Source organism: Burkholderia sp. WP9, assembly GCF_900104795.1.
Taxonomy (GTDB): domain Bacteria; phylum Pseudomonadota; class Gammaproteobacteria; order Burkholderiales; family Burkholderiaceae; genus Paraburkholderia.
Map to the genome: position 1 here is coordinate 3,531,077 of NZ_FNTG01000002.1, position 23,284 is coordinate 3,554,360.

23 protein-coding genes are annotated in these 23,284 nt (G+C 58.4%); 11 read left to right on the plus strand and 12 right to left on the minus strand.

Translation table 11 applies throughout. The features are described from left to right. The first annotated feature begins 111 nt into the window (after positions 1 to 111). Both BLW71_RS36820 and BLW71_RS36825 read left to right on the plus strand, forming a co-directional pair. The gene (locus tag BLW71_RS36820; protein ID WP_091808503.1) at positions 112 to 1,137 is read left to right on the plus strand and encodes a zinc-dependent alcohol dehydrogenase family protein; all 1,026 of its coding nucleotides are present in this window, start codon (positions 112 to 114) and stop codon (positions 1,135 to 1,137) included. A gap of 495 nt (positions 1,138 to 1,632) precedes the next feature. Continuing rightward, positions 1,633 to 2,316, plus strand: coding sequence for a hypothetical protein (locus BLW71_RS36825; RefSeq protein ID WP_143048427.1), 684 nt, complete (start codon positions 1,633 to 1,635; stop codon positions 2,314 to 2,316). Between the two features lie 174 nt (positions 2,317 to 2,490). Here the strand turns inward: BLW71_RS36825 and BLW71_RS36830 are convergent, their stop codons facing one another. Continuing rightward, positions 2,491 to 3,408 (minus strand): AraC family transcriptional regulator, encoded by a 918-nt coding sequence (locus BLW71_RS36830; protein WP_091808509.1) that lies wholly within the window; start codon positions 3,406 to 3,408, stop codon positions 2,491 to 2,493. 103 nt (positions 3,409 to 3,511) lie between these two features. On the opposite strand from BLW71_RS36830, the gene BLW71_RS36835 reads away from it, so the two are divergent. The 3 genes from BLW71_RS36835 (at position 3,512) to BLW71_RS42530 (ending at position 4,914) form a co-directional block, all read left to right on the plus strand. After that, positions 3,512 to 4,261, plus strand: a complete 750-nt coding sequence (locus BLW71_RS36835) for an SDR family oxidoreductase (RefSeq protein ID WP_091808511.1) — start codon at positions 3,512 to 3,514, stop codon at positions 4,259 to 4,261. Positions 4,262 to 4,457: 196 nt separating this feature from the next. Next, positions 4,458 to 4,733 carry an aldehyde dehydrogenase family protein gene (locus BLW71_RS42525; protein WP_286162206.1) on the plus strand — a complete coding sequence of 92 codons (276 nt, stop codon included), beginning with the start codon at positions 4,458 to 4,460 and terminating at the stop codon, positions 4,731 to 4,733. A 19-nt stretch (positions 4,734 to 4,752) separates the two neighbouring features. Beyond that, positions 4,753 to 4,914, plus strand: coding sequence for a hypothetical protein (locus BLW71_RS42530; protein WP_286162207.1), 162 nt, complete (start codon positions 4,753 to 4,755; stop codon positions 4,912 to 4,914). 264 nt (positions 4,915 to 5,178) lie between these two features. Here the strand turns inward: BLW71_RS42530 and BLW71_RS36845 are convergent, their stop codons facing one another. From BLW71_RS36845 to BLW71_RS36870, 6 genes are all read right to left on the minus strand, one after another. Further along, complete coding sequence (locus tag BLW71_RS36845) at positions 5,179 to 6,597, minus strand: tannase/feruloyl esterase family alpha/beta hydrolase (RefSeq protein WP_218157144.1); 1,419 nt, start codon at positions 6,595 to 6,597, stop codon at positions 5,179 to 5,181. 470 nt (positions 6,598 to 7,067) lie between these two features. Next, positions 7,068 to 8,378, minus strand: a complete 1,311-nt coding sequence (locus BLW71_RS36850; protein ID WP_091808516.1) for an MFS transporter — start codon at positions 8,376 to 8,378, stop codon at positions 7,068 to 7,070. Between the two features lie 620 nt (positions 8,379 to 8,998). Further along, entirely contained in the window at positions 8,999 to 9,424 is a 426-nt protein-coding gene (locus BLW71_RS36855; RefSeq protein ID WP_091808518.1) for a 3-hydroxyacyl-CoA dehydrogenase family protein, read from the minus strand. A gap of 7 nt (positions 9,425 to 9,431) precedes the next feature. Next, the gene (pcaF, locus tag BLW71_RS36860; RefSeq protein WP_091808520.1) at positions 9,432 to 10,634 is read right to left on the minus strand and encodes a 3-oxoadipyl-CoA thiolase; all 1,203 of its coding nucleotides are present in this window, start codon (positions 10,632 to 10,634) and stop codon (positions 9,432 to 9,434) included. Positions 10,635 to 10,702: 68 nt separating this feature from the next. Next, positions 10,703 to 11,926: a CaiB/BaiF CoA transferase family protein gene (locus BLW71_RS36865; protein WP_091808523.1), complete on the minus strand. Its 1,224-nt coding sequence runs from the start codon at positions 11,924 to 11,926 to the stop codon at positions 10,703 to 10,705. After that, entirely contained in the window at positions 11,916 to 12,749 is an 834-nt protein-coding gene (locus tag BLW71_RS36870; protein WP_091808525.1) for an HTD2 family dehydratase, read from the minus strand. Before BLW71_RS36870 ends, BLW71_RS36865 begins: the two co-directional genes overlap by 11 nt. A 155-nt stretch (positions 12,750 to 12,904) precedes the next feature. Here BLW71_RS36870 and BLW71_RS41855 point away from each other — a divergent pair, with 155 nt between their 5' ends. Together BLW71_RS41855 and BLW71_RS36875 are read left to right on the plus strand one after the other, a co-directional pair. Next, positions 12,905 to 13,042 (plus strand): hypothetical protein, encoded by a 138-nt coding sequence (locus tag BLW71_RS41855; RefSeq protein ID WP_177205175.1) that lies wholly within the window; start codon positions 12,905 to 12,907, stop codon positions 13,040 to 13,042. 151 nt (positions 13,043 to 13,193) lie between these two features. Then, positions 13,194 to 14,009: an IclR family transcriptional regulator gene (locus BLW71_RS36875; protein WP_091808527.1), complete on the plus strand. Its 816-nt coding sequence runs from the start codon at positions 13,194 to 13,196 to the stop codon at positions 14,007 to 14,009. A gap of 424 nt (positions 14,010 to 14,433) precedes the next feature. Here BLW71_RS36875 and tnpC read toward each other — a convergent pair whose 3' ends face one another. Genes tnpC through BLW71_RS36895 form a run of 4 tightly spaced genes read right to left on the minus strand, consistent with a single transcriptional unit; the run spans position 14,434 to position 17,544 of the window. After that, the gene (gene tnpC, locus BLW71_RS36880) at positions 14,434 to 16,005 is read right to left on the minus strand and encodes an IS66 family transposase (RefSeq protein WP_091808530.1); all 1,572 of its coding nucleotides are present in this window, start codon (positions 16,003 to 16,005) and stop codon (positions 14,434 to 14,436) included. A 30-nt stretch (positions 16,006 to 16,035) separates the two neighbouring features. Further along, complete coding sequence (gene tnpB, locus BLW71_RS36885; protein ID WP_353615908.1) at positions 16,036 to 16,389, minus strand: IS66 family insertion sequence element accessory protein TnpB; 354 nt, start codon at positions 16,387 to 16,389, stop codon at positions 16,036 to 16,038. Then, positions 16,377 to 16,823, minus strand: a complete 447-nt coding sequence (locus BLW71_RS42535) for a transposase (RefSeq protein WP_286162208.1) — start codon at positions 16,821 to 16,823, stop codon at positions 16,377 to 16,379. The genes tnpB and BLW71_RS42535 overlap by 13 nt, the downstream gene beginning before the upstream one ends. A gap of 31 nt (positions 16,824 to 16,854) precedes the next feature. Next, complete coding sequence (locus BLW71_RS36895) at positions 16,855 to 17,544, minus strand: IclR family transcriptional regulator (RefSeq protein WP_091808534.1); 690 nt, start codon at positions 17,542 to 17,544, stop codon at positions 16,855 to 16,857. A gap of 550 nt (positions 17,545 to 18,094) precedes the next feature. On the opposite strand from BLW71_RS36895, the gene BLW71_RS36900 reads away from it, so the two are divergent. The 3 genes from BLW71_RS36900 (at position 18,095) to BLW71_RS36910 (ending at position 20,985) form a co-directional block, all read left to right on the plus strand. Then, positions 18,095 to 18,523, plus strand: a complete 429-nt coding sequence (locus BLW71_RS36900; RefSeq protein WP_091808536.1) for a VOC family protein — start codon at positions 18,095 to 18,097, stop codon at positions 18,521 to 18,523. A 337-nt stretch (positions 18,524 to 18,860) separates the two neighbouring features. After that, positions 18,861 to 20,174: an MFS transporter gene (locus BLW71_RS36905; RefSeq protein ID WP_091808538.1), complete on the plus strand. Its 1,314-nt coding sequence runs from the start codon at positions 18,861 to 18,863 to the stop codon at positions 20,172 to 20,174. 40 nt (positions 20,175 to 20,214) lie between these two features. Next, positions 20,215 to 20,985, plus strand: coding sequence for an SDR family NAD(P)-dependent oxidoreductase (locus BLW71_RS36910; RefSeq protein ID WP_091808540.1), 771 nt, complete (start codon positions 20,215 to 20,217; stop codon positions 20,983 to 20,985). A 143-nt stretch (positions 20,986 to 21,128) separates the two neighbouring features. Here BLW71_RS36910 and BLW71_RS36915 read toward each other — a convergent pair whose 3' ends face one another. After that, a complete protein-coding gene (locus BLW71_RS36915) occupies positions 21,129 to 21,434 on the minus strand; it encodes an antibiotic biosynthesis monooxygenase family protein (protein WP_091808542.1) in 306 nt (101 codons plus the stop codon). Between the two features lie 458 nt (positions 21,435 to 21,892). Between BLW71_RS36915 and BLW71_RS36920 the strand changes: the two genes are divergently transcribed. Beyond that, positions 21,893 to 23,263, plus strand: coding sequence for an IS30 family transposase (locus BLW71_RS36920; RefSeq protein ID WP_091793389.1), 1,371 nt, complete (start codon positions 21,893 to 21,895; stop codon positions 23,261 to 23,263). Positions 23,264 to 23,284 lie beyond the last annotated feature (21 nt).

Consider the following 23,284-nt stretch of genomic DNA (forward strand, 5'->3'; position numbering starts at 1 on the left):
GGAATCACTGGATGGAATGTATGGAATTTTACCCTCTAACTCAACCGGATTGCCGAAATTACACTGTTTAGCACGATGGCATCCGCCGTTGCAGCGAACATGAGGTGTGAAATGAAAGCACGGCTTCTCCACGATTTTGGTCTCCCTAACCTACGCGCTGGCGAGGTGGAGACGCCCACGCCACAGCCGGGCGAGCTTCTTGTGAAGGTCGGCGCGGTATCGCTGAACTTCCGTGACAAGGCTATCGTTGATGGTATTTACGAGCCCGCGAGCGTACCCAAACCGCTAATTCCCGTGTCGGACGCAGCCGGCACGGTGGTCGCCATCGGTGACGGTGTAACCCGCTTCAAGGTCGGTGACCGCGTAAACTCGACGCTGTACTCGCGCTGGATCGATGGTGCGCCCGGTCCCGACGAACCGGCATATTGCCTGGGGATGCCGTTGCCGGGAGGACTCGCCGAATTCATGATCATCCACGAAGACAGCGCGGTGCCAGCGCCCGCGTCGATGAGCGACGAGGAAGCATCGACCCTGCCGATCGCTGCGTTGACCGCCTGGTACGCGCTGACCGACGTCGGCCACCTGGAATCAGGGCAAACGGTACTCGTGCAAGGAACGGGAGGTGTGTCGATCTTCGCGGCGCAGATCGCCATTGCCCATGGCGCACGTGTGATCGTCACGTCGAGCAAGGACGAGAACCTCGCGAAAGTGAAGGCGCTGCTCAATAGCGACAAGGTTGAAGGGATCAACTACAGGACGCATCCGAACTGGTCGGCGAAGGTGCTCGAACTAACCGGCGGCTTGGGGGCGGACGTGACGATCGACGTCGCGGGTGGGAACGGGATCAACCAGTCTGTTGCGGCCACCAAGGTGCAAGGCGTGATAGCGCAGGTTGGTTTCCTGACGGGACAGACGAGCGCTCTCGATCTGATGCCGCTGATCTTCCGGCAAACGACGATTCGCGGGATCGCCGTCGCGCCGCGCACGTCCTTTGAGCGCATGAACGTGTTCCTCAATGCACACAAGATCAAGCCCGTCATCGATCGCGTTTATCGCTTCGACGAGACCGTGCAGGCATTTGAACATCTTGCTCGCGGCCCCTTCGGCAAAGTCGTGATCAGCATCGGCGACGATTGATAAGCGCAAGGTCCGGGCGGCTGAGCTGTCAACGACTCCTCCAGGTTCGAGCCCCTCGGATTCAGCGCGCCGTGGTCGCTGAGTCCACGGAAGGACCACCTCCGGACTTAGCGACCAGTGCTGCCTAAGATCGCGCTGCCGCCGCGCGCGGCGCTGGCGCTTTACCAAAGTCTGTTTGTGAACTCAAAGCTGCCGTCGCCCAGCGACGCGTTGAGCGTCCCTTTGGGGTCGCTTCAAGCCTTTTGCATTAGACGGATGCCCACGGACAATCGCTGCGCTTGATTCGCGGGCCGCTGGTCGGCCAGTTTGAGGCATTCGACGCCGTCGCGTGGTTCGGTGACAAACGGCTGCGACGGAACGTCAGTCGGCTCGGGCACAGTGCAGCCGTAAGCGGTTGATTACCCACGTGGGCCGGCTCGTCACCATCCTGCACCAATCTGTCACCCGAAGGCCCGCTCGATTAGAATTTCGGCGCTGGTAGCCAACGGCAACCCAATGACCTCAGTTACTGGACCGAAACAAAGCTATCTAGGAATCGCACAAATGGGAATAGCGCTTGCAGGCGTGGTGTTTCGCACGGCGCTTCGAAACGATTCGGCACATGTGCTTGTGAGCCGCATTTTCGATAGGATGGCTCAGCAGCTAGAGGCGCCAGACAGTGAAGGGTTCGACATCAGATCTTCACGCGATGTAATGGTCCAGTTTTTTGGGAGCGTCTGCTTCGTCTTTAGCGGCGACCTGGTCTGGGAACTTCTTGTTAAACCGTCAAGAGAGGCCGAGCCATTGATTTCAGCAACTGATTCACCAGACCTTCTTCTTGCATTCTGCAACTATGAATCAGGAGGAAGCTTCGGCTACGCCTTTTTCGAGCGGGGACTGCGGACTCGAACAAGACTTCAAACGACTGATGTCCTTGGCCTGCCGCCGATACTTGAAAGTGGCCGACCCAAAAAGTTTGAAGTGCGTTGTCTCAACTCGCCGACGTATTTGGAAGAGGACGACTGTCCTCCTGATCAATGGCAGAGGATATACAGGCTGAACGACGGAAGGTTGAATATGCCAGAGCGCTATCTTACGCAGCACATGTTGCACGAGGCTTTGGCCATGAATTTCGACATTTGCCCATGGGAAACAGACGCACACTCGGAGACTTCGTTTTTTAGACTGTTACCCACGTGATTTCTTCACTTAACGATCGTCCGAGGACTTCGCGGCCTACGGGTTGAGTGTCCGCTGTCTAGCGACATCACCGTCCGCAATGGGTCGACGAGGGCTGGTCGCCGTGGGCCCAGGGCCGGAGGCCCGGCCAGGAAGCGTCACTCGTTTATCCCCTCGCTCAGACATTCAGATGGCTTAAGTGTCGTCGGTGGCGACCTGCTCCTCGCGCGCGTATTGTGCAGGCGGCCGCCCGACGTGCCGCGTGAAGGCGACGCTGAAGGTGCTGGCGGAGCTGTAGCCAACGCGCTGTGCCACTTCGGCGACACGGCCTTCATTGCGGCGTAGCAAGTCCTTCGCGAGCGCCATGCGCCAGGTGAGCAAATATTCCATGGGCGCCATCCCGACCCTGCGGTTGAAGCGTTCAAAGAAGGTGGAGCGCGACAGGGCGGCTTCCTTCGCGAGTTCAGCAACCGTCCACGCGCGGGTAGGGTGTTCGTGCATCACGCGGATCGCGGCCGCGAGGCGGGCATCGGATAACCCGCGAACCAGCCCCGGCGACGCAGTCGTTTCCGCCGCGGACCGCAGCGCCTCGATGAGCAGCACTTCCAGCAATCGTGACAGCACGACCTCACGCGCAGGCCGCTGCGCACGTGACTCTTCGCGTACCAGTTGCACAAGGGTGGCGAGCCGCTCTACGCCGCGGACGTGCACGATTTGCGGTAGCAGAGAGACCAGCAGCGATGTGTCGGGTGAACCGAAGCTGCAGTGGCCGACCATCATACGCAAATCCACCGAGCCGTCCGGCTCGCCGATTCCGAATTCATTGTTGCCCAGCGCGATCGGCGCGAGCGTTTCAACTCCCAATGGTGGCGGCACGAGGCTGGACATCGCGACGTCATAGGCCGCGGGAATCAGCACGAAATCTCCCGCGACGAGCTCGATGGGCTCGCGTCCGTCGATCTGCATGCGGCACGCGCCCTCGAGGATCACGTAGTAGAGCGGCTGACCGCTATCCGAGCGGCGCACGCGCCATGAACCCGCACCCAGAACCAGCTTGGAAAAACGCGCGCCCGGCTGCAGCAGCGTCACTACTTCGGCCAATGGATCGATCATCGTCGGACTCTTGCAAATGAAATTCGGATTCTAGATTGTAGTGAGTACGGTCCCGGCGGTCTATCGTAAGGGGATACGCAAACCACCTCACCCAGGAGTTCTCATGAAAACTGTCCTGATCACCGGTTGCTCTTCCGGATTCGGCCTCGAAATCGCCCGTTATTTTCTGACCCGTGACTGGCAAGTCGTGGCCACGATGCGCACGCCACGCGCTGACGTGCTGCCGCGTTCAGATCGCTTGCGCGTGCTGGCGCTCGACGTCACAGATCCGGAAAGCATCCGCAAAGCTGTCGTGGCGGCTGGCCCGATCGACGTGCTCGTCAACAATGCGGGCTTTGGCGCGGCTTCTCCCGCAGAACTGATCCCGATGGCGACAGTGCGCGACATTTTCGAGACCAACACCTTCGGCACGATCGCATTGACGCAAGCGGTGCTGCGCCAGTTCCGGCAGCGTCAGGCTGGGGTTATCGTGAATGTCACGTCGAGCGTCACGCTGAAGGCGCTGCCCCTAATCGCGGCTTATAGCGCGAGCAAGGCTGCGGTTAACGCATTTACAGAGTCCACGGCGCTCGAAGTCGAGCCGTTCGGCGTGCGGGTCCGGCTGGTACTGCCAGGCCGCGCGCCCGACACCCGGTTCGGCGAGAACGCGCGAACCCGCATACACGGTTTCGACCACGTGTCATACGCGGATCTCGCCGGCAGAGTTGTCGCGGGGTTGCAGGACGCGTCTTCGCCCATCACCCGGGCAGGGGACGTCGCCGAAGCCGTGTGGCGCGCCGCGACGGACCCGTCATCCCCAATGCGCATCCCGGCCGGTGCGGATGCCGAGGCATGGGCGGCTGAAGTTCGCTGACCCGGCGGGACGGATAGAACGAGGCTTGCACACGCGCGAGTGTGTAACGAAAAGGAGATTGCCATGCAGAACAAACCCGTTGCTCTCTTAACCGGGGCGAATCGAGGAATCGGTCTTCAGATTGCAAGGGATCTCGCGGCACTCGGCTTGACTGTGCCGCCAGGCGGCCATCATCGACGGCCAATTGGATGATGCGGTGAAAAAGGGTGCATCGATCGTGCTCGGCGGCAGGAGCGAGCGCGTGAACGGCGCGGTATGGATCGATCCGACTATCGTGACTAACGTCGACTACACGATGACGGAGAAAACATTTGGCCCGATCGTGCCGGTCATGTGTTTTAGCGACGACACCGAAGCGGAGGGGTTAATGAACGACTCCATGTTCGGTTTGAGCGGCGCGGTGTTTAGCCCGGACTCGCACACCGCCGGTGACTTCGCGACGAAAATGGTGGCGGTGCGGCATCAGCATTAACGACACAGGATTGCCGCGCGTGATGATGTTCGACGGTGAGAAAACCGCGTTCAAGAAGTCGGCAATGGGCGGCTCCCGTTATGGCGCCACGAGTATCATGCGATACGTCCGCAAGCGCGCGCTGCTCGCGAATGAAGGGGAGGTCGCTTCCTTGGACAAGCCCGTCGAAAGCGGAGTGTGAACTGCCTGAAGAGACGCGATGGGTGGAAGTCGATGTCGGATTTCGCCCGCCAATATTGTCGCGGCTTCACTCCTCGACGATGTTGAATCAGGTTACCAGGGCGTGCCAGGGTAGGTTCGAGTGAGAAGGGCCCGTTGCCGCTGGGTCCCTTTGCCCATGCAAGTATTCGCTGTCAGCCCCCGCCGCGCGAAGGTTCCTTTTGGCAGTGTCCCGTCCCGCGCGCAATATTCAGCCGCGCGGGAGGAAGTGTCCAATTTTTAACAGTTAGTTCAGATAGCGGGGAGCAGGCGTCTGCACTCCCCCACGCTGCGCGTCCTTGCACACAAAGCTGCTCGCCTGGTTTGCATCTCCGCCTTGGTAGACAGGCAGTTGCGGATAGGCGCAAAGGGGGCGCTGCATCACCGGCTGGGGATTTACTCCCGTACTGTACTTACTCGCGACCAGCGGCCCAGGCGGCGTCTTGTTTTCAACCCAATCGACGAGTTGTAATAGAACGTCATGTGTTTTGTCAGGCGGAAGATAGGTTGCGTAAGACTGCCCAAACTCGCCTACGCCCGGTCCCCCGCCGACTGAAGCGCAGTGTCCCATACCTGGCGCTACGTAGTACCGGAAAAACCCTTGTGTGCCGGCCAGATCGCCGCCCTGATCCCGCACAACGCGTTCGTAGTATTCAATCTCGGACGGAAAGGGAACTCCCGGGTCCGCACTACCGCCGTACATGATCAGCTTTCCACCGTTTGACTTGAACTCATTCAGATCAGCGCTGTTGGCGTTCAATGGCGGTGCAAGCAATGCGTCGACCGTGTCCATGTTGTGATCAAAATCAAACGACAGATAATCGTAACCTGTACCGAAGGTCCAGACGAGGTCATAGAGCTGTTGAGCAGGCCATGTTGTAGCGTCCTCCTGATTCACAAGCGATAACGGCAGGTTCTCTGTGCCAAATGGCATACCAGAAAAAATCCGTTCGCCTGTCGAGGGGTTAGTCGGCCCTGCATAGGTCGCCTTTAGCGCCGTCAGTTGTGCGGCCGTGAGGCATGTGTCGTCATCGCTGTTTGAACATTTCGGCAGTGTGTCCGGGTTAAAGTTGCACTGTCGCGGATCCGTGAGGAAGCCGTCGGTCGGTGCGCCGCCATCTTTTCCAGCACACGCCGCAACGACGCTCCTTGTCACCATGTCCAGTTTCCCCTGACTGACTTTGGCGCCTGGCGCGTTAAGAGCCTTGAGGTTCCAGGAGAACATCGCGTTCAGGTGCGTACGATTGAATGCGGGCGCACCGGCGATAATGCCGTTGTAGTCGTTGGGGTATCGTTGAGCTATGGAAAGCGCCTGCTGTCCGCCAGTGGAGCACCCTGAAAAATAAGATGTTTTGGGACCGGTCTTGTAGTATGCACTCACAATTGCCTTCGCGGCGATCGTCATTTCGTGATTTGCGCGGTATCCGAAATCATTCCAACGTTCCGGATGTCCCACCATATTGTTGATATTAGGGGACGTCCCCAAGTCAGTATTTGCCGACGCGAAGCCGCGCTGAAGCCCCATGGCGATTCCTGTGCTGTATGCAATAGAACCGGCACCACCGCCGTTACCTGTGGCTAGGAATCGGCTGTTCCAGCCGGCCTGTGGTAGCCAGATTTCCACGTTGATATGCGAATCTGGCGTCGGTTGCATCAGTGCTGTCACGCGGCAGAAAGCCGGAAGCCCTGTGATAGGGGTGTTCTGGCCAGGCGGGTGTAACTCCCGGTTGCTATCGACTGCGCACTTTGCACAATACCAGCGGGGATCGCGACATTGGTAAGTGTTTCACACGGCACCTGTGCGCTGGTTGTAGGCGTGATCGTTGAATTGTTGTTGGAATTGTTGTCAACGTGACCGCCACAGCTCGATAGTATTATCGACGCCGCCGCCAGGCATGACACCATCGAAATACCCTCAAGTTCTCTCGCTGTCAGGCCAGTTTTCTCACAGTCTCTGATTGTCATCCCTGTCTCCATAAACCATATCATTAAGCGGTCTGTCGATCTATCCAATTAAATAGGATGCCAAACTACAATGATTTAAGTGATTGATTGAATCGACTCCTAACCGGAAGTTACTCAAGCGCAGTCGAATCTGCGCTTGGCATCCTAATTTCGTCTCCGCTGGTCGCTATATCAGGAAAGCGAAATGTTCCTTGTCTCCTTCATCGCAAGCATGCCGACAAGTCCGACTGCCGACGCAATCGATACGTAGAAGCCTACCCACGAGAGACCGCCTTGCGCGGCCAGAAGTTGGGCGATGTAAGGAGCCACGGATGCGCCCAGAATCCCCCCGAGGTTATATGACACCCCAGCGCCGGTATAGCGGACGTTGGTTGGAAACAACTCAGGTAGCAAGGCGCCCATTGGCGCGAACGTCGCTCCCATCAAGAACAGCTGGACTACGAGGAACAACAGGATAAGACCGGTCGAACCGCTTCCAAGCAAAGGGTTCATCAGGAACCCGGAAGCAATCGCAGCGAGGATGCCAGCAATCATCACCGGCTTTCTTCCAAGACGGTCTGAGGCCCACGCCGAAAGCGGTGTTGCCAGAGCCATGAAAGCCACCGCGATACAGAGAAGCCCAAGGAAAGTCTGCCGTGGAATATGTAGAACCGACACTCCGTAAGAAAGGGAAAATGTTGTCGCGTTATAGAACAACGTGTAGCACGGGACCATGGCAAGCGCGCCGAGAATGGTGGGCAACCAGTGGCGCGAGAGCAATTCTGCCACTGGGACTTTCACGCGCTCACGCTTCTCGATCGCAGCCCGGAAAGCAGGTGTCTCCGCAATCTTGAGACGCACATATAGACCCAGCACAACCAGTACTGCGCTTACAAGGAACGGCACCCGCCAGCCCCAGCTCTTGAACTGGACATCGGTAAGAGTAAAGGAAAGTGCGAAAAAAAGTCCGTTTGACGCGAGGAATCCGATCGAAGGTCCAAGTGCGGGGAACATTCCATACCAGCCTCGCTTACCAGTCGGGGCATTTTCAGTGGCGAGCAATGAGGCTCCGCCCCATTCGCCGCCCAAGCCTATTCCTTGACCAAAGCGAAGCACGCACAACAGGATGGGCGCGACGCTGCCGATCGAGTTGTAGCCAGGAAGAAGGCCGATCAATGTGGTCGAGATTCCCATCACCACAAGCGAAACAACCAACGTCGACTTTCGACCGATGCGGTCGCCGAAGTGACCGAATAGAAATGATCCGATGGGGCGGGCGATAAAAGCGATCCCGAACGTCACGAATGCGGACAGCGCCTGAGCTGTTGCTGAACCGTGTGGGAAAAACACCGGCCCAATGACTAGAGCGGCCGCCGTCGCGTATACGTAGAAATCGTAGAATTCAATGGCGGTTCCGATAAAGCTCGCGAACAAGATTCGCGCGCTGCTGTTCTGAGACTCGGCAGCCTTTATCTCGGCATTCGATAACGGTGAGGTCGACATTGCGTTTGTCTCCGGTGTATGTCGCGCTAGTTTTAACGTCGACCGAATGCTAAGAATTTCGAGCGCACAGTCGCACTGGCATCGCATTCTGTGTGAATTTTATAGGCGAATCGAGTGATGCATGAATGGAATTTTGATCGGGATTGACGCTGATAGGGTAATCGTGAATCTTCGTCCTAGGTGTCCGCTTCTAGGCTGTTGACAAGACATCGGGGGCACCTGAAATGGGGTTTTGTGTCAGAACGAGTAGGGTGGGATTGTCGAAAATGAAATTTATGATTTATATATGCAGTGAACGTTTGCACCTAGATCCGCCACGATCCAACCAGTTTGGGGGCGTGTGTAGAGCAAAGCGCAATCGTTACCCGTAAGACTCGGGCCCGGCAGTAATAGAGGCTGGCGGACTTGTTGAAGGGTGGCCCTTGCCCTTGCTGGTCGTAATGGCGTGTAGTCAGCTCCAGCCCGTCTGGAGCAATTTGGGCGTGGACTGCAGCAACCGGCGCCTGTCCTGCGGAAGAGCTGACAGCGTGACGAACCCATAGCAAAGGGATTCCAACAGGAGCGGTCACGAGACCGCTCCGAACTGCATGGCGATCGGTCGGCGAGCTGTTTCCGTTCTCTCAGTCGGGAACATTCAACAGAATGCCCAAGGCGGCGCGACGCGCCAGCCACACGCCAGAGCGGTAACGCGGATCGCCATATACATCCATCAGACCCTTCAACACTGCAAAGATCCGCTTTGCGCCAACGGTGTCGCCGAAGGCGAGGGGACCTAACAGGTAGCCAAGGCCCAGGCGAACCGCAGCGTCGATATCGTGCGGTATGGCGATTCTTTGCTGGGCAATCTCGCGGGCGGTGTTGACGACAGAGGCGACGATACGTTGTCCAATGAAGCCTCCAGAATCGCGGATGGCCCGTGACGATGCATCCGGGCCCATATCCATCAATCTGACTTTCAGGCCGGCAACTGCGGCAATCTGAGCGATACCTTGCCCCATAGCCCCGGAACCCACTATGCCAATCCGAGGATTTTGGAAGTCTCGCATATTGACCTCAGACCCGTTCAATCGCGATCGCAATACCCTGGCCAACGCCGATACACATCGTGCACAGCGCAAAACGTCCTCGCGTGCGATGCAACTGATACATCGCCGTAGTCACCAGACGCGCGCCGCTCATGCCGAGCGGGTGGCCGAGCGCGATCGCGCCGCCATTCGGATTCACGCGAGCGTCGTCGTCGGCCACGCCGAGTGCGCGCAGCACCGCGATGCCTTGCGAAGCGAAGGCCTCATTCAGTTCGATCACGTCGAATTGATCGATGGTCATGTCCAGGCGCGCCAGCAGTTTCTGCGTGGCGGGCGCGGGGCCGATGCCCATCACGCGCGGCGCGACGCCGGCCGTTGCGATACCCAGCACGCGAGCGCGCGGCGTGAGGCCGAAGCGCTTCGCCGTTTCTTCATTGGCCAGCAGCAGTGCCGCTGCGCCGTCGTTCACGCCCGACGCGTTGCCTGCCGTGACCGTGCCGTCCGGACGCACCACGCCCTTGAGCTTGGCGAGCGTTTCGAGGCTCGTTTCACGCGGATGCTCGTCTTGCAACATTGTGATCGGGTCGCCCTTCTTCTGCGCGATCGTCACGCCGACGATTTCCTGCGCGAGCGTGCCGTCGCGTTGCGCGCGCGCCGCTTTCTGCTGGCTGCGCAGCGCAAAAGCGTCCTGATCGGCGCGGCTGATGTTGTAGTCGGTCGCGACTTTTTCGCCGGTCTCCGGCATCGAATCGACACCGTACAGTTTCTTCATCAACGGGTTGACGAAACGCCAGCCGATGGTCGTGTCATAGATTTCGGCCTGACGCGAGAACGCGCTGGTCGCCTTACCCATAACAAACGGCGCGCGGCTCATGCTTTCCACACCGCCCGCCACCATCAACGCGGCCTCGCCCGACTTGATGGCGCGCGCGGCAATGCCGACGGCGTCCATGCCCGAGCCGCACAGACGATTCACCGTCGTGCCCGGCACGCCTTGCGGCAAACCGGCCAGCAACAGCGACATACGCGCGACGTTGCGATTATCGTCACCGGCCTGGTTCGCGCAGCCGTAGATCACGTCGTCGATCGCGTTCCAGTCGACGTCTTTGTTGCGCTCCATCAGCGCTTTGAGCGGCACCGCGCCCAGATCGTCGGCGCGCACCGACGACAGCGAACCGGCATAGCGGCCGATGGGGGTGCGAATCGCGTCGCACAGGAATGCTTCGGTCATGGTTAATCTCTCAGAGTCTAAGTTTTTGTCCCGTCGTTGACCATCGCATGGCGCGCCATGCGTGTCCGTCAGGCAGCCGAGCCCCGGCGTCCAGAACTCTCTACAGCCGCCCCATCCGCGAGCAGAGTCTCGATCTCGGGCGACGAAAAACCAACCTCTTCAAGTAGGGCGCAAGTCTCCCACCCTCGTGGCTGAGAAAATGACCGCAGCGGCGGATACGCATTATCGAAACTGATTGTGGGCCGGATTGCGACTGTCTTGCCTTCCGTGGGATGCTCTTCATACTGGAGCAGACCGACTGCCTCAAGGTGAGGGTCGTGCGGTAGCGTCTCGAGCGTATGACACGGTTTGACTGCGATGTCCGCCCGCTGGAGGATGTCCAGCCATTCGGAAGTCGTCTTGTCGGTGAGGGGGGCGCCACGAATCTCGAACCACTCCTTGACGTTCTCTGCGCGCGCACCCACCGTCGCGAAGCGAGGGTCGCCGATAAGCTCCGTTCGGCCCACCGCATTCAGAAACGCACGAACCTGCTGATCCGTGTTGATCGTAAAAGCAATCCAGCCGTCCGATGTTTTCACCGGCTTGTTGTGAGGGCTGAGAAGTCGAAGGTCACCCGGGGGGCCGACCGGCGGGTCGAAACTCTGCTGCGCGAGATGCTCCTGTAACACGAACGCCGACATCGTTTCGAACATGGGAACTTCCAGCGTCGATCCTTTGCCGCTCACGTTCCGTTGCAGGATTGCGGCAAGGATGGAACCCGCGGCGATTTCACCCACGACATGATCGCAGATGAGCATGGGCACGTACGCCGGCACACCGTCTCTTGCAAGCGTCAACCCGGTCATTCCGGTTGCAGCCTGAACGACGCTGTCGTACGTAGGGTGGCCTGCGTACGGGCCATCAGTGCCGTAGCCGGTTATCAGGCAATAAATCTTGTCGGGATGCCTGTCTCTCAAGGTATCCGCATCGAGTCCCAGGCGCTTGAGCGCTTGCGGCCGCATATTCGCGATGATCACATCAGAGGACGCGACAAGCTTGTCCATGATTGCCTGGCTACCCGGTTTTTTCAGGTCGCAGCAAATGTTGCGCTTTCCACGATTCAAATGCAGGTAGGCACCCGAATGCTGCCCCGTTGGCGATAAGCCGCCGAGCCCACGCATGAGGTCGCCATCAGGGCTTTCTACCTTGACAACCTCGGCGCCATATTGCGCCAGCCTTGCCGAGCATACTGGCCCCACGACGACACTGGTCAGGTCGAGTACCCGAATTCCTTTCAGCGGTTCAAAAGTCATTTACTTCAGCCTCCATCTCTGCAGCGATTTTTCCCGTCTCATCGTGCGCTCTCAGGCGCCATTTTTCGCCCTGACAATCCGCCGCGAGCGTGATTTGCCGACCGCAAAACAACGGTGCGGCATTCTTCATCGTGAAGCTACGCAGGTTGAGTTCAAGCTCGTTCCGCGCGAACTCCGTGAGGAGCAACGTTGACAGGCCGCCGTTGACGACCAGGTCCGGGAATCCCTCAACCTCTCGTGCATACGTCCGGTCGATGTGAATCTTGTGGGAGTTGAACCCGAGCGCGGAGTACTGGAAAAGCAACGTCTCGTCGGGGCGCACCGACTTGGTGGTTGCTCCAGTAACGGCTTGGGGCTGTCCTGTTACGGGGCTGTATCGGGATTCGGGCAGCAAGACGTAGGTCTGCGTTTCGGTAATGGCAGGAGCGGTCTCGCCGGCCAGTCTCAGCTCGTGATCAATCGTCGCGATCGCAATCGGCCCCGAGGCGTTCTGTTTCTGGACAAGACTTCGGATTGCGCTGACCCGCATAACTTTTGCGCCAACGGGGATGTCGCTGTGGTACTGGACGGTTCGTCCGCCCATCAGCAGGCGAGGAAGCCCCAGGTCGGGCATCGGGACGCCGAGTCCAGGGAAACCATCGGAGCGAAGTTCGGATCGACGGGTGTCAGCGCCCATCAGGACGAAATGCCAGCCTTTTGGAAGCGGATCACCTTCGGCGAAAGCTCCCGCGGGCAGATCCAGCATCGCGGCCACTCGCCGTACAGCCGAGAGCGAACAGATCTCGTCTCGCGTTGCCGGCTGGTATTCAACGTCGTTAAGCATCGGTCGTTTTCCTCTAGCGCTGCGCGACTCCCGGCTCCGCCGTCGCGGTGGTGGAGTGTTGAGCGAAGTCTGCATATATGAAACGTAAATTTCATTAGTAATTGTATAGTTTCTATACAGTGCGTAAAGTTATGGTAAACGCCAAGCAAAATTTCATGAGTGAATTGATCGGTTTGCTGGTGCGAAATCGGGACGATTTTGCGAGATGTGAACTGCCGCGGAGAGAGATCGCCCCTGAACGTGGCAGGAGGTTGGTGCGGGCGTGGAACTGGAAGGCGGCAGAACTCGATTGAATCGTGCTATCTGATCCAGTAAAGTGACCCGGTTCCGCCCTTGTGCATCGCAACGAGAGTGAGAAGGCGGTCTAGCCGGTGCTGTTCAAGGGTCCAAGCCGAAGGCCCGCCCCCTTAACGTGAAGCAAAGCGAGATTCTGAAGGCCCCATAATGAAGGACGATGTTACTGACGCTGAAAAATCCACGGACTCGGAGGCACGCAGCTATTCGGCGCCGGCACTCGAGAAAGGTCTTGATATCCTTGAGATTCTTTGCCGGACGGAGAAGCCGCTTTCACAGAGAGATATCGCGCAGCAGTTGGGACGCAGCGTGGGTGAGATCTACCGGATGATTGCCGTTCTGGTCAGTCGTAACTATGTGACGCAGGTTGACGACAGCTACTACATCACGACAAAACTGTTCGAACTGTCTCATAACAATCCGCCGACTCACCGGCTGCTGATAGAGGCTCGTCCTCTCATGCAGATACTTTCCAGCCAGCTCGACCAGGCATGTCATCTCACGGTGTACGGTCAGGGCCGCCAGATCGTTATTGCCAAAGTCGATTCACCTAGCGGAATGGGGTTTAGCGTGCGGGTAGGATCCGAGCTTGACGTGATAGTGTCGGCGTCCGGGCGGGTGCTGCTGGCGTTCCAGGACAAGGAGACGCGGCATTTCCATATTGAGGAATCGCTCAAGCGACGCCCCGAGCAAGTCGATCCGCAGATCGATGGCGTCCTCGATTTCATCAAGGAGCGGGGTTATGAGTCAGCTCCGAGTGTGCAGGTTCGCGGGTTATACGTGGTGAGTTACCCGATTCTGGACTCCCAGAATCATGCTATCGCTGCGTTGACGGTTCCCTATGCGGAGCGGATCGACCAGGCCCGGCGAAAATCCATCCCGGAAATCGAAGAAGCCCTCGGCGATGCCGCTCGGCAGTTATGTGCCCGGATTGGCGGCCCGTCACGAGCACGGCCAGCCCGTTGATACGCGGTGTAGGTGCCTGCTACTCTGCGGCGAACGTCCGGCAGCCGCTCGTCGCCGAAACAGATTTCCGCTGAGCTTGGCGGCGCAATTTTTTATTACCTTTCTTCAGGCCCGCGCGACGCGCCACCAATACGGGCAGAAATAGCGCTTGCGGCGCCCGCCAGCGCGTCCTGAATCGTTGTTATCGAATTCCTGGTCATCTGGTCGATCCTTTCTGCGTACGGGATTGTCAGCGCTGCGCTCGCATGCCCTTGAGAATCAAGTATCGGGAAGCTGACAGCATACGTAAGCGGCTCAGCAGGGCCGGTCCGTGATTCGCGCGCGCGTAGGGCATGATGTGAGGGCGTGGGGAGGTCCGGATAGATCACGTGAGATCGTGCCCATGATCGGCGATCGTGGACACGATCTATCTGGATCTACCCGGTCAAACGGTGGGCGTGGGCGCAGCGGCCGGATTCAGTTTGTCGGCCACGTTCCAGGGAAGCAGCTCGTCGATGCGGTTGACCTTGTGGTCCGCGATATGAGTGAGCACGTATTCGAGGTAGGCGCGCGGATTGATGCCGTTGAGCTTGCACGTACCGATCAGGCTGTACATCGCTGCCGCACGCTCACCGCCGCTGTCGGAGCCGACGAACAGGTAGTTCTTCCTGCCCAGGGCGACACAACGCAGGGCATTTTCTGCGAGCGCGTTGCTGATCTCGGCGCGTCCGTCCTCGCAATAGAACATGAGCGCCGCCCAGTGGTTCAGCGAGTAGTTGATCGCGCCCGCGAGTGCAGACTTCTTCGACAGCGTCGCAAGCTTGGCCCTGATCGTCGATTCGAACGTGGCAAGCAGAGGCTTGCTCTTATCCTGGCGCACACGCAACCGCTCATCGGGCGGCTTGCCGCGAATGTCGGCTTCGATGCTGTAAAGCTCGCCGATCATCTCGAGCAGCTTTTCGGTATCCGGAGTCGGCGTGCGTACGTGAACGTCATAGATGTACCTCCTCGCGTGATCCCAGCACGCCGCTTCGTGGACGTCGCCGCTCGCATACAGCTGATCGAAGCCGGAGTAGGCATCCGCTTGCAGGATTCCCTTGAAGTGGGCGAGGTGCGTCTGCGGATGAACACCCTTGCGGTCGGACGAGTACGAGAACCAGACTGCCGCAGGCTCCGTCGAGCCCGAGCGCCGATCGTCGCGCACATAAACCCAGAACCGACCGGTTGTCGTCTTCTGGTTGCCCGGCGTGAGGACGGGAACCGTCGTGTCGTCGCCATGGAGTTTGCCGGCAGCCAGCACGTAGCGCTGGATCGCCTCGACCAGCACCATGCACAGCTCGACGATCTGACCGATCCAGCGGCCCATGCTGGCGCGATCGAGGGTTACGCGGTCGCGGGCCGCGATCTCCGACTGGCGGTACAGAGGTTGGTGATCCGCGAACTTCGATACCGCGATATCGGCCAGCAGGCTCGGATGCGCGATGCTGCGCTCGATCGGCAGGCCGGGCATCGGCAGTTGTTCGATATGGCCACAGCCGGGGCAAAGCAATTTGCGCCGGATCGTGCGGATCACCTTGAATGCGGCGGTGACCCGCGCGAGCTGTTCAGATACGTCGTCGCCCAGCGGCTGCATGGTCGTCGCGCACCTGGAGCAGAGCGGATCAGGTTCGAGGACGATCTCCTCGCGCGGCAAGTGCGGCGGGAGCGACTCTCGCGAAGACGATTTGCTGGCCGGCGCATCCGGCGCCCTGTTTCGCTGGTTACGCGCCTCGGTAGCACCCCGACCGCCCGTCAGGTCCTCCAGTTGCGCCTCGAGCCGGTCGATCTGCTTCGCGAGTTGTTCGGACTTGCGCCCGAAGTACATTCGCCTGAGCTTGTCGATCTGCGCCTTCAGGCGCTCGATCTCGTCATCTCGTGCGACGAGTTCCTCCCGCATCTTCGCGATCGATGCCTGTTGCGCGAGCACCATGGCATGGAGCTCGGCGACGGTATCGGGAAGCGGCGCGTGATCGGGCATGCGTCGCAGTTTACGAGCCTTCGTCGCGGTTTACAACATCGACAGTGCGGCGGTGCGTCGTGGCTGTCGCCAGTCGATACCCTCGAGCAACATCGACAACTGCGCGCTCGTCAGATGGATCTTGCCGCCATCGGCCTGAGGCCAGATAAACCGGCCTCGCTCCAGGCGCTTTGCGACCAGCCAGAGCCCGTCGTCGGTCGCCCACAGAATCTTCAAAAGATCGCCGCGGCGGCCACGAAAGATGTACAGGCTGCCACCCAGTGGATTCTCCTCGAGTGCCGTTTGTACCTTCGCAGCCAGCCCCTGGAATCCGCAGCGCATGTCGGTGACGCCCGCGGCAAGCCAGATGCGCGTGCCCGCCGGCAGCGTGATCACTTCAGACATTCCTGCAGGAACATCTCGGCGCGCTCGGCCGACAGCCCACGAATCCGGACGCGGCGCTTGCCAATCTCCACTTCGATCTCGCATACCGGCGGCGGCGCCGATACGCAGTCCGCCGTCTTCGACGGCGCGCTCGCCGTTCCTGGCAACGCCCGCGGTGTCGGCATGGGCATATCAATCACATCGACGGCAAACAACTGCGCCGCGCCCACACGGGGCGGAGGCACCTCGTTCGAGTCGGGCAGCACGAGTTTGCCTTCCCGATATTGCTTGCGCCACTCGAAGACCACGTTGGCGTTCATGTCATGGCGTCGCGCCACGATCGAGACCGATGCGCCGGGCTCCAGCGTTTCCTTGATGACTTGCTGCTTGAATTCCCGGGGATATACACGATGCCCCTGCCTGGGGCGGGCATCCTTCGCTGCGCTCTCCGACATCTCGGCAAACCCTCCTGGTTCACGAATCAGCTCACATCATGAAGCTATCTCTCGCGAAGCGGGGAATGGCCCTGACGAGCCGCATACCAGCATACAGTCCCCGTACCTGTGAGCTCGGCGCCGACTCAAAACCACGGTCGCGGATGGAATCCAGAACGATGTCCATCTGAGGATGGTCTTGGTCAGCCCGGCGCTGAAGCGATTCGCTCACTCGCAATCGCCTGGTCTCGGCGCCCTGAAACGCGACCAGCACACGGCCAGAGACGGAGATCAGTACGTCCAGATCAGAGCCGACCCTGAGACTGAAACCCATACCGCTCGGAGTGTCGACCTTCGCGATGACGACCTGCTTTCCCTGGTTATAAACCGTCAGGTGGCACGACACGTCCAGATCGCTTGCAAGTCTGTTCATCACCGGCGTCGCTTCGAGCAAGAGGCGGTGAGTTGGTGGGTTCTGGTGGGAAAGCTCGAACAGCTTTGTCGTGATGTAGTAGCTGTCGTCGGCTTGTGCAACGTAATTGCGGTTCACGAGACACAGCACCATGCGATAGATCTCACCCACGCTCCTGCCGACCTGTGCGGCTAGATCCTTCTGTGTGACCGGCGTCTGACTTCGGCACAGAACTTCCAGAATATCCAACCCTTTCTCCAACGCGGGCGCCGAGTAGTGCCTCGCACCCGGCTCGACTGACTTCACTACATCGTCGAAATCGTCACTCATCAGGTAGTTCTCCGGTTGCAAATGTCGCGGCGCTCGAGACGTTGCTCGAAATGCCTGCACGTGCTGGCGACAGCAATCCTGCCGGCGCTCAGGCACTCGTTGCACTAATTTTATAAGTGAAATGCTATCTGCACAGGTGATTTAATTCTAAGTGTTTTCCCGTGGCTGGCAACTCAGCGTTGCCCTCGGCAGACCGCAACGCGCACTTTAAGCTTCAGTGACCAACCGGGCGGTCGCGGGAACAGATTCTCTTTAACCAATTGAATTATTGGACTTTTATTGGTTTTCAGATGCCCGCCTTGGTTTCAACGATCGGCAAGCCGCGGCCGCAAACTAATCGAACGCCTCCACATCCAACAACAGTAGGTGTTTTCACTAGTGCATAGTTGACTTCACCAATGAAACGTCTTAACTTGTCACCAAGCGCTCGGCAAACCTGGTCCAGATTCAACAACGTGCTGTGTAAGCAGATGTTTGCCACCACCCGAGCGCAGATCAACACACTGTTAATCGCAGTGTCTCACTGTCTCGAACTGCTAGAGGATCCACCATGAAGTTCAAGTTCCACCACATGAATCTCTGTACCGACAGCCTGCCGCGTTTGACCAAGTTTTATCAGACGCTCTTTGAACTCGGCACGATCCACGATGAGGAGCATGCGCGGGTCAATGCTGAAAGCACGACGACGGGGTACAACGGAAAAGTCGACTTCCTGACGGATGGCGATATCGAGTTCCACTGGGCAGAGCGCGATCTCGACACGGGTTTCAAAATGAAGCAGATCGTCAACCCCATGGCTCGTGGGCATTTCTGTTTCCGAACGGATGACATCGAGGGCTTCAAGAAGCGTCTTGACCAACTCGGAATCCGCTACTCGGACTACGGCCGCTGGGCGATTGCTGGCTGGCACCAGGTGTTTCTGCAAGACCCGGACGGCAACGTCATCGAAGTGCATCAGCCGAACCTCTTTGGCAAGTGATTTGAAACGTTCTACCTGAGTGCCTGTTATTCCGCCGTGAAAGGCTTTGGCGCCCCGAGCGCCGAGCTTTTCAACGGTCGTCATACGCTGACAGACGTCTCACATTCAGTCTTCCAGAGAACAAGAAGCCGGCATACATATGGCCGGAGGAGACCGCAGATGGAATTGCTTGCCCGGTGTTACCGGCCGCTTCAGCAAGCGGGCGCACCCCTGAGACGCGATGGCATAGCTTGTCTTCATGCGGATGTAACTGAAGCTCGAACCTGACATACCGGTCGGAGTGTTTAGACCGAATGCGTTGCCAAACTATTTAAATCATCCAGCAGGAGACAGCGAAATGAGAAATACCTTAACGATGGAGGTGCCAGTCGAAGAGTCCACCTCGATGGCGAAGCGAGCGACCATCGCCAGCACGATTGGTGCTGCGCTGGAGTGGGTCGACTTCACCGCCTACGGCGCAGTGGCCGCGACTGTCTTTCCAAAGCTATTCTTCACGTCGATGGATCCCAACATGGGAATCCTGGCGGCATTCATTACGTTTGGTGTGGGCTTCTTTGCACGTCCGCTTGGCGGATTGTTCTTCGGCGCGCTGGGCGATCGCATCGGCCGCAAGAACATCCTGCTCTATACCCTGTCTCTGATGGGGGCTGCCTCGTTTCTGATCGGTTGCCTACCGACCTATGCCACGATCGGCTTCGCCGCACCGGTGTGCCTTGTACTTCTGCGTTTCCTGCAAGGGTTCGCTTTGGGCGGCGAAGCAACCGGGGCGCAGCTGATGACAATGGAACATGCGCCACAGAACCGGCGCGGCCTGTTTGGTTCCTTCATCAACATCGGCTCGTCGCTCAGTGCAGCGGTGGCGAACGGAATGCTTTTCGCGTTGGTCAGCCTCCTCGGCACAGAGCAGTTTCAGGTGTGGGGTTGGAGGGTGCCGTTCCTGTTCAGCTTTGTGCTTGTCATTGTCGGTCTGTATATCCGGCTGCGCGTTTCCGAAACGCCGGCCTTTGAGGAAGCACACGCGAAAGGCCAGGACGATCGGGTTCCGCTGGTAAAAGCATTTGCGCAGTATCCAGGAACCATCGTCCGACTGTTGATCGTGTGGTGTGCGCCTACAGCGTGTTTTTACGTGATTACAGTATTTTCGCTGAGCTATATCACGAAGAATCTGGCACTTCCCAGCCAGACAGCATTCCTCTGCCTGATGGGCGCGAATGTGCTCGCGGTGTGCACCGTGATCGGCGGTGGAGCGGTGAGCGACCGCATCGGCCGCAAGCCCACGATGCTGATAGCGTCCATCCTGACGATGGTAATTGCCCTGTCGTATTTCACTCTCCTTGACACGAAGAATTGGTACGTCATTTTCCTCGCGATGGCGGCCTTCATTGGTTCGCTTCAAATTCAGTCGGGCGTGCAGCCCGCATATTTCGCCGAGCCGTTCCCGACGAATGTCCGCTATTCCGGGTCTGCCGCGGCATATACCGGCGCAAACTTGTTGATGGGCGGCCCGACTCCGTTCATCTGCGCCTGGTTGCTGCAGCGTTCGGGCGGGCAAACGTGGGTCATCACCGCGTTCTGTGCTGTCATCGTGGGCGCATCGCTCATTGCAATTCTGACGGGCCCGGAAACACGGCACCTGGATATCAAACGTTAAGCTCCGCGCAAGCGGCATCAGTAGAAAATGGAGTATCGATATGCTTTTGAATGATAGGGTTTGTGTAATTGTCGGCGCGGGTTCGCTGCGCGGGATCGGCTACGCGACAGCGGAGCTATTCGCGGAACACGGTGCGAAAATAGTCGCGGTCGATGTCGTCATGAATGACAGTATTGCGGCTGAAATCAAAGCATCGATCGAGAAAAAAACCGGACGCGCAGCCGAAGTCATCGGCATCAGGTGCGATATCGGCGACGGCGCGGACTGTCGACGATTGTTCAAAGAGGTCCTCGCACGTTACGGATCGGTCGACGCTCTTGTGAACAGTGCTGCTATCGTCAAGGCGCAGTCCTTCCTGACAATCGAGGACGAGGACTACGATCGGATCATGAACGTGAATCTCAAGGGCGCCTTCAATCTTTGCAAGAGTGCGCTGGAAATCTTCGCGGAGCAGAAGCGTGGCGCGATCGTGAACGTGGCATCGGTAGCCGCGCAGAGGGGAGGGGGCCTTGTCGGCGGTGCGCATTACGCCGCATCGAAGGGTGGAGTAATCAGCCTTACGAAGACCATCGCACGTGAATTCGGTCCGATGGGCATTCGTGCAAACGTCGTCTGTCCTTCAATGACCGAGACCGGTATGCTAGACGGTATGACCGCAGATAGGCAGCGCGAGATTGAAGCGACCATTCCGCTGCAGCGGGCAGGCCGGCCCGTTGAAATCGCCGGTGCATGTCTTTTTCTCGCATCCGACCTTTCGGGCTATGTGACCGGCGCAACAATCGATGTTAATGGTGGGAGCCACATCCATTGAACCGGGTTCGCACCGGCTCCCTGTGTGTGGCCTGGAATGTTCGATCTGGCTGCCGACTGCGAGCATGAAGGGACTAAAAGCCGGTGCAAATCTGTAATTTGCATTGCCGCCACAACGAAACTTTGATAATGCAAGGGTGACGCTTAGGACGCGGATGTCGCGACGACCTCGAAGTGCTCGACGACCGGGGGGCTCTCGAAGAACGGCCCTACGATAGTGCGCCATTCGGTGTAGGCCGGAGATTCACGAAATCCTATAGTGTGATCTTCCAGGGTCTGCCAGAGAATTTGCAGCAGATATCTCTCGGGAGACTCGATACCTCGACGGATTTCATAGCGCTGAAATCCCGTTGCTTTGACAATGACGGTGTCCAGTCCAAGCCGAATTGCTTTTTCGAATTCGGCGTGCATGCCGGGTCTAATCTGAATACTGGCTACTTCGAGAATCATTTTTCACCTCCAGGTCTTTGGAAAGTGGAGAGTCGTGAGCTCAATCTCGGCGCGCTGAGAGAACGCCCTAATTGGCGCAAGGCGTTAATGTTTCGCGGACTTCAAACCGGCATTTCGGTCGTGATCCAATCTATCACGGAATGGTGTCGTGGCGCCCACCCGAGTTCAGTTCGCGCACGCTTGGCCCGCACTCGGCTATTGCTTCCGAGTGAATAGAATGCGCGACCTTCGCCCCATTTGTGAGCTGCATCGGCGGCAGAAAGGTTCTGAACGGCACCGAGCCCAAGTCTGGCCGAGATGGCGGCCCCGATATCCGCAAATGAAGCTTCGCCGTTTTCCGCGAAATAGAATGCCCCCGGAGGTGCTGTCGCCAGCACGAGCAGGTATAAATCGGTTAGATCGTCGATGTGAAGGCGGATTCAACTGGTCGTTGCAACATCTCCTAAAGGAGGTGCCAAATGGGACGAGCACAGGGTTGGGGTTCGGAACAGACAGGAAGACCAATAATGCAATCGCCCGGCAGGCCAGGTGTCAATCAGCGAGATACAAAGCGAGCGTTCTGGACTTGTGTCGCGCAAGGCATGGAGAGCGAGGCTGCGGCGCGCGCGTGTGGCGTGTCCCAACCTTTGGGGCCAAGATGGTTTCGTGATGCAGGCGGAATGCCGCCGATCGAGCTGACGCCGGGCACTGCGCCTTATCTGTCTTTTTCTGAACGCGAGGAAATTGCGCTGCTACGGGCGCAGGATTGCGGGATCCGTGAGATCGCGCGAAGACTGCAGCGCTCACCTTCGACCATCTCGCGCGAGTTGCGCCGTAATGCTGCAACCCGTAGCGGCACATTGATATACAGGGCGACAGTTGCTCAGTGGAAAGCTGAGCGGGCCGCGGAACGTCCGAAAGCTTCCAGACTGACCAAGAACGATAGATTAAAGAATTATGTGCAGAGTCGATTGGCGGGAGCGGTCACCGATTCAGAAGGCAGGCCGATTGCCGGACCCAACGTACCATGGAAAGGACGACGGCAAGGCCGCCGCGCGGACCGTCGTTGGGGCACCTGCTGGAGTCCCGAACAAATCAGTCGACGATTGGAGGCCGACTATCCAGAAGACCAATCCATGAGAATCTCTCACGAAGCCATCTATCAGGCGCTTTACATTCAGGGCCGTGGCGCTCTGCGCAAGGAGCTTACTGCCTGTTTGCGTACGGGCCGTGCACTTCGTGTGCCTCGAGCCAGGACGCAACAGCGAGGAAAGCATTTCATTACTCCGGAGGTCATGATCAGTGAACGTCCGGCTGAGGCTGATGATCGTGCCGTTCCGGGTCACTGGGAAGGTGACCTGATCATCGGCCTTAATCGATCCGCAGTGGGTACGCTGGTCGAGCGGACTACCCGCTATACAATGTTGCTCCATCTCCCACCTATGGAGGGACATGGCACTGGCGTGCGGGCCAAGAATGGGCCACCCTTGGCGGGTCATGGAGCGGAGGCCGTCCGCAATGCCATAGCTGCGAAGATCGTATTATTGCCTGAGCACTTGTGGCGATCGCTCACATGGGATCAAGGCGCAGAGATGGCCCAGCACGTGCAACTTCGAATCGATACGGGTCTGGAGATCTATTTCTGCGATCCTCAAAGCCCATGGCAACGCGGGACCAACGAGAATACGAATGGTCTGTTGCGTCAATACTTTCCGAAAGGCACCGACATCAGCCGGTACACGCAGCGCGAACTTGATGCCGTCGCAGACGCACTAAATTGCAGACCGCGTAAAAGCCTTGGATGGAAATCACCAGCAGAAGCACTAAGAGATCTACTACTTGCGTCATAAGCATTAGGTGTTGCAACGACC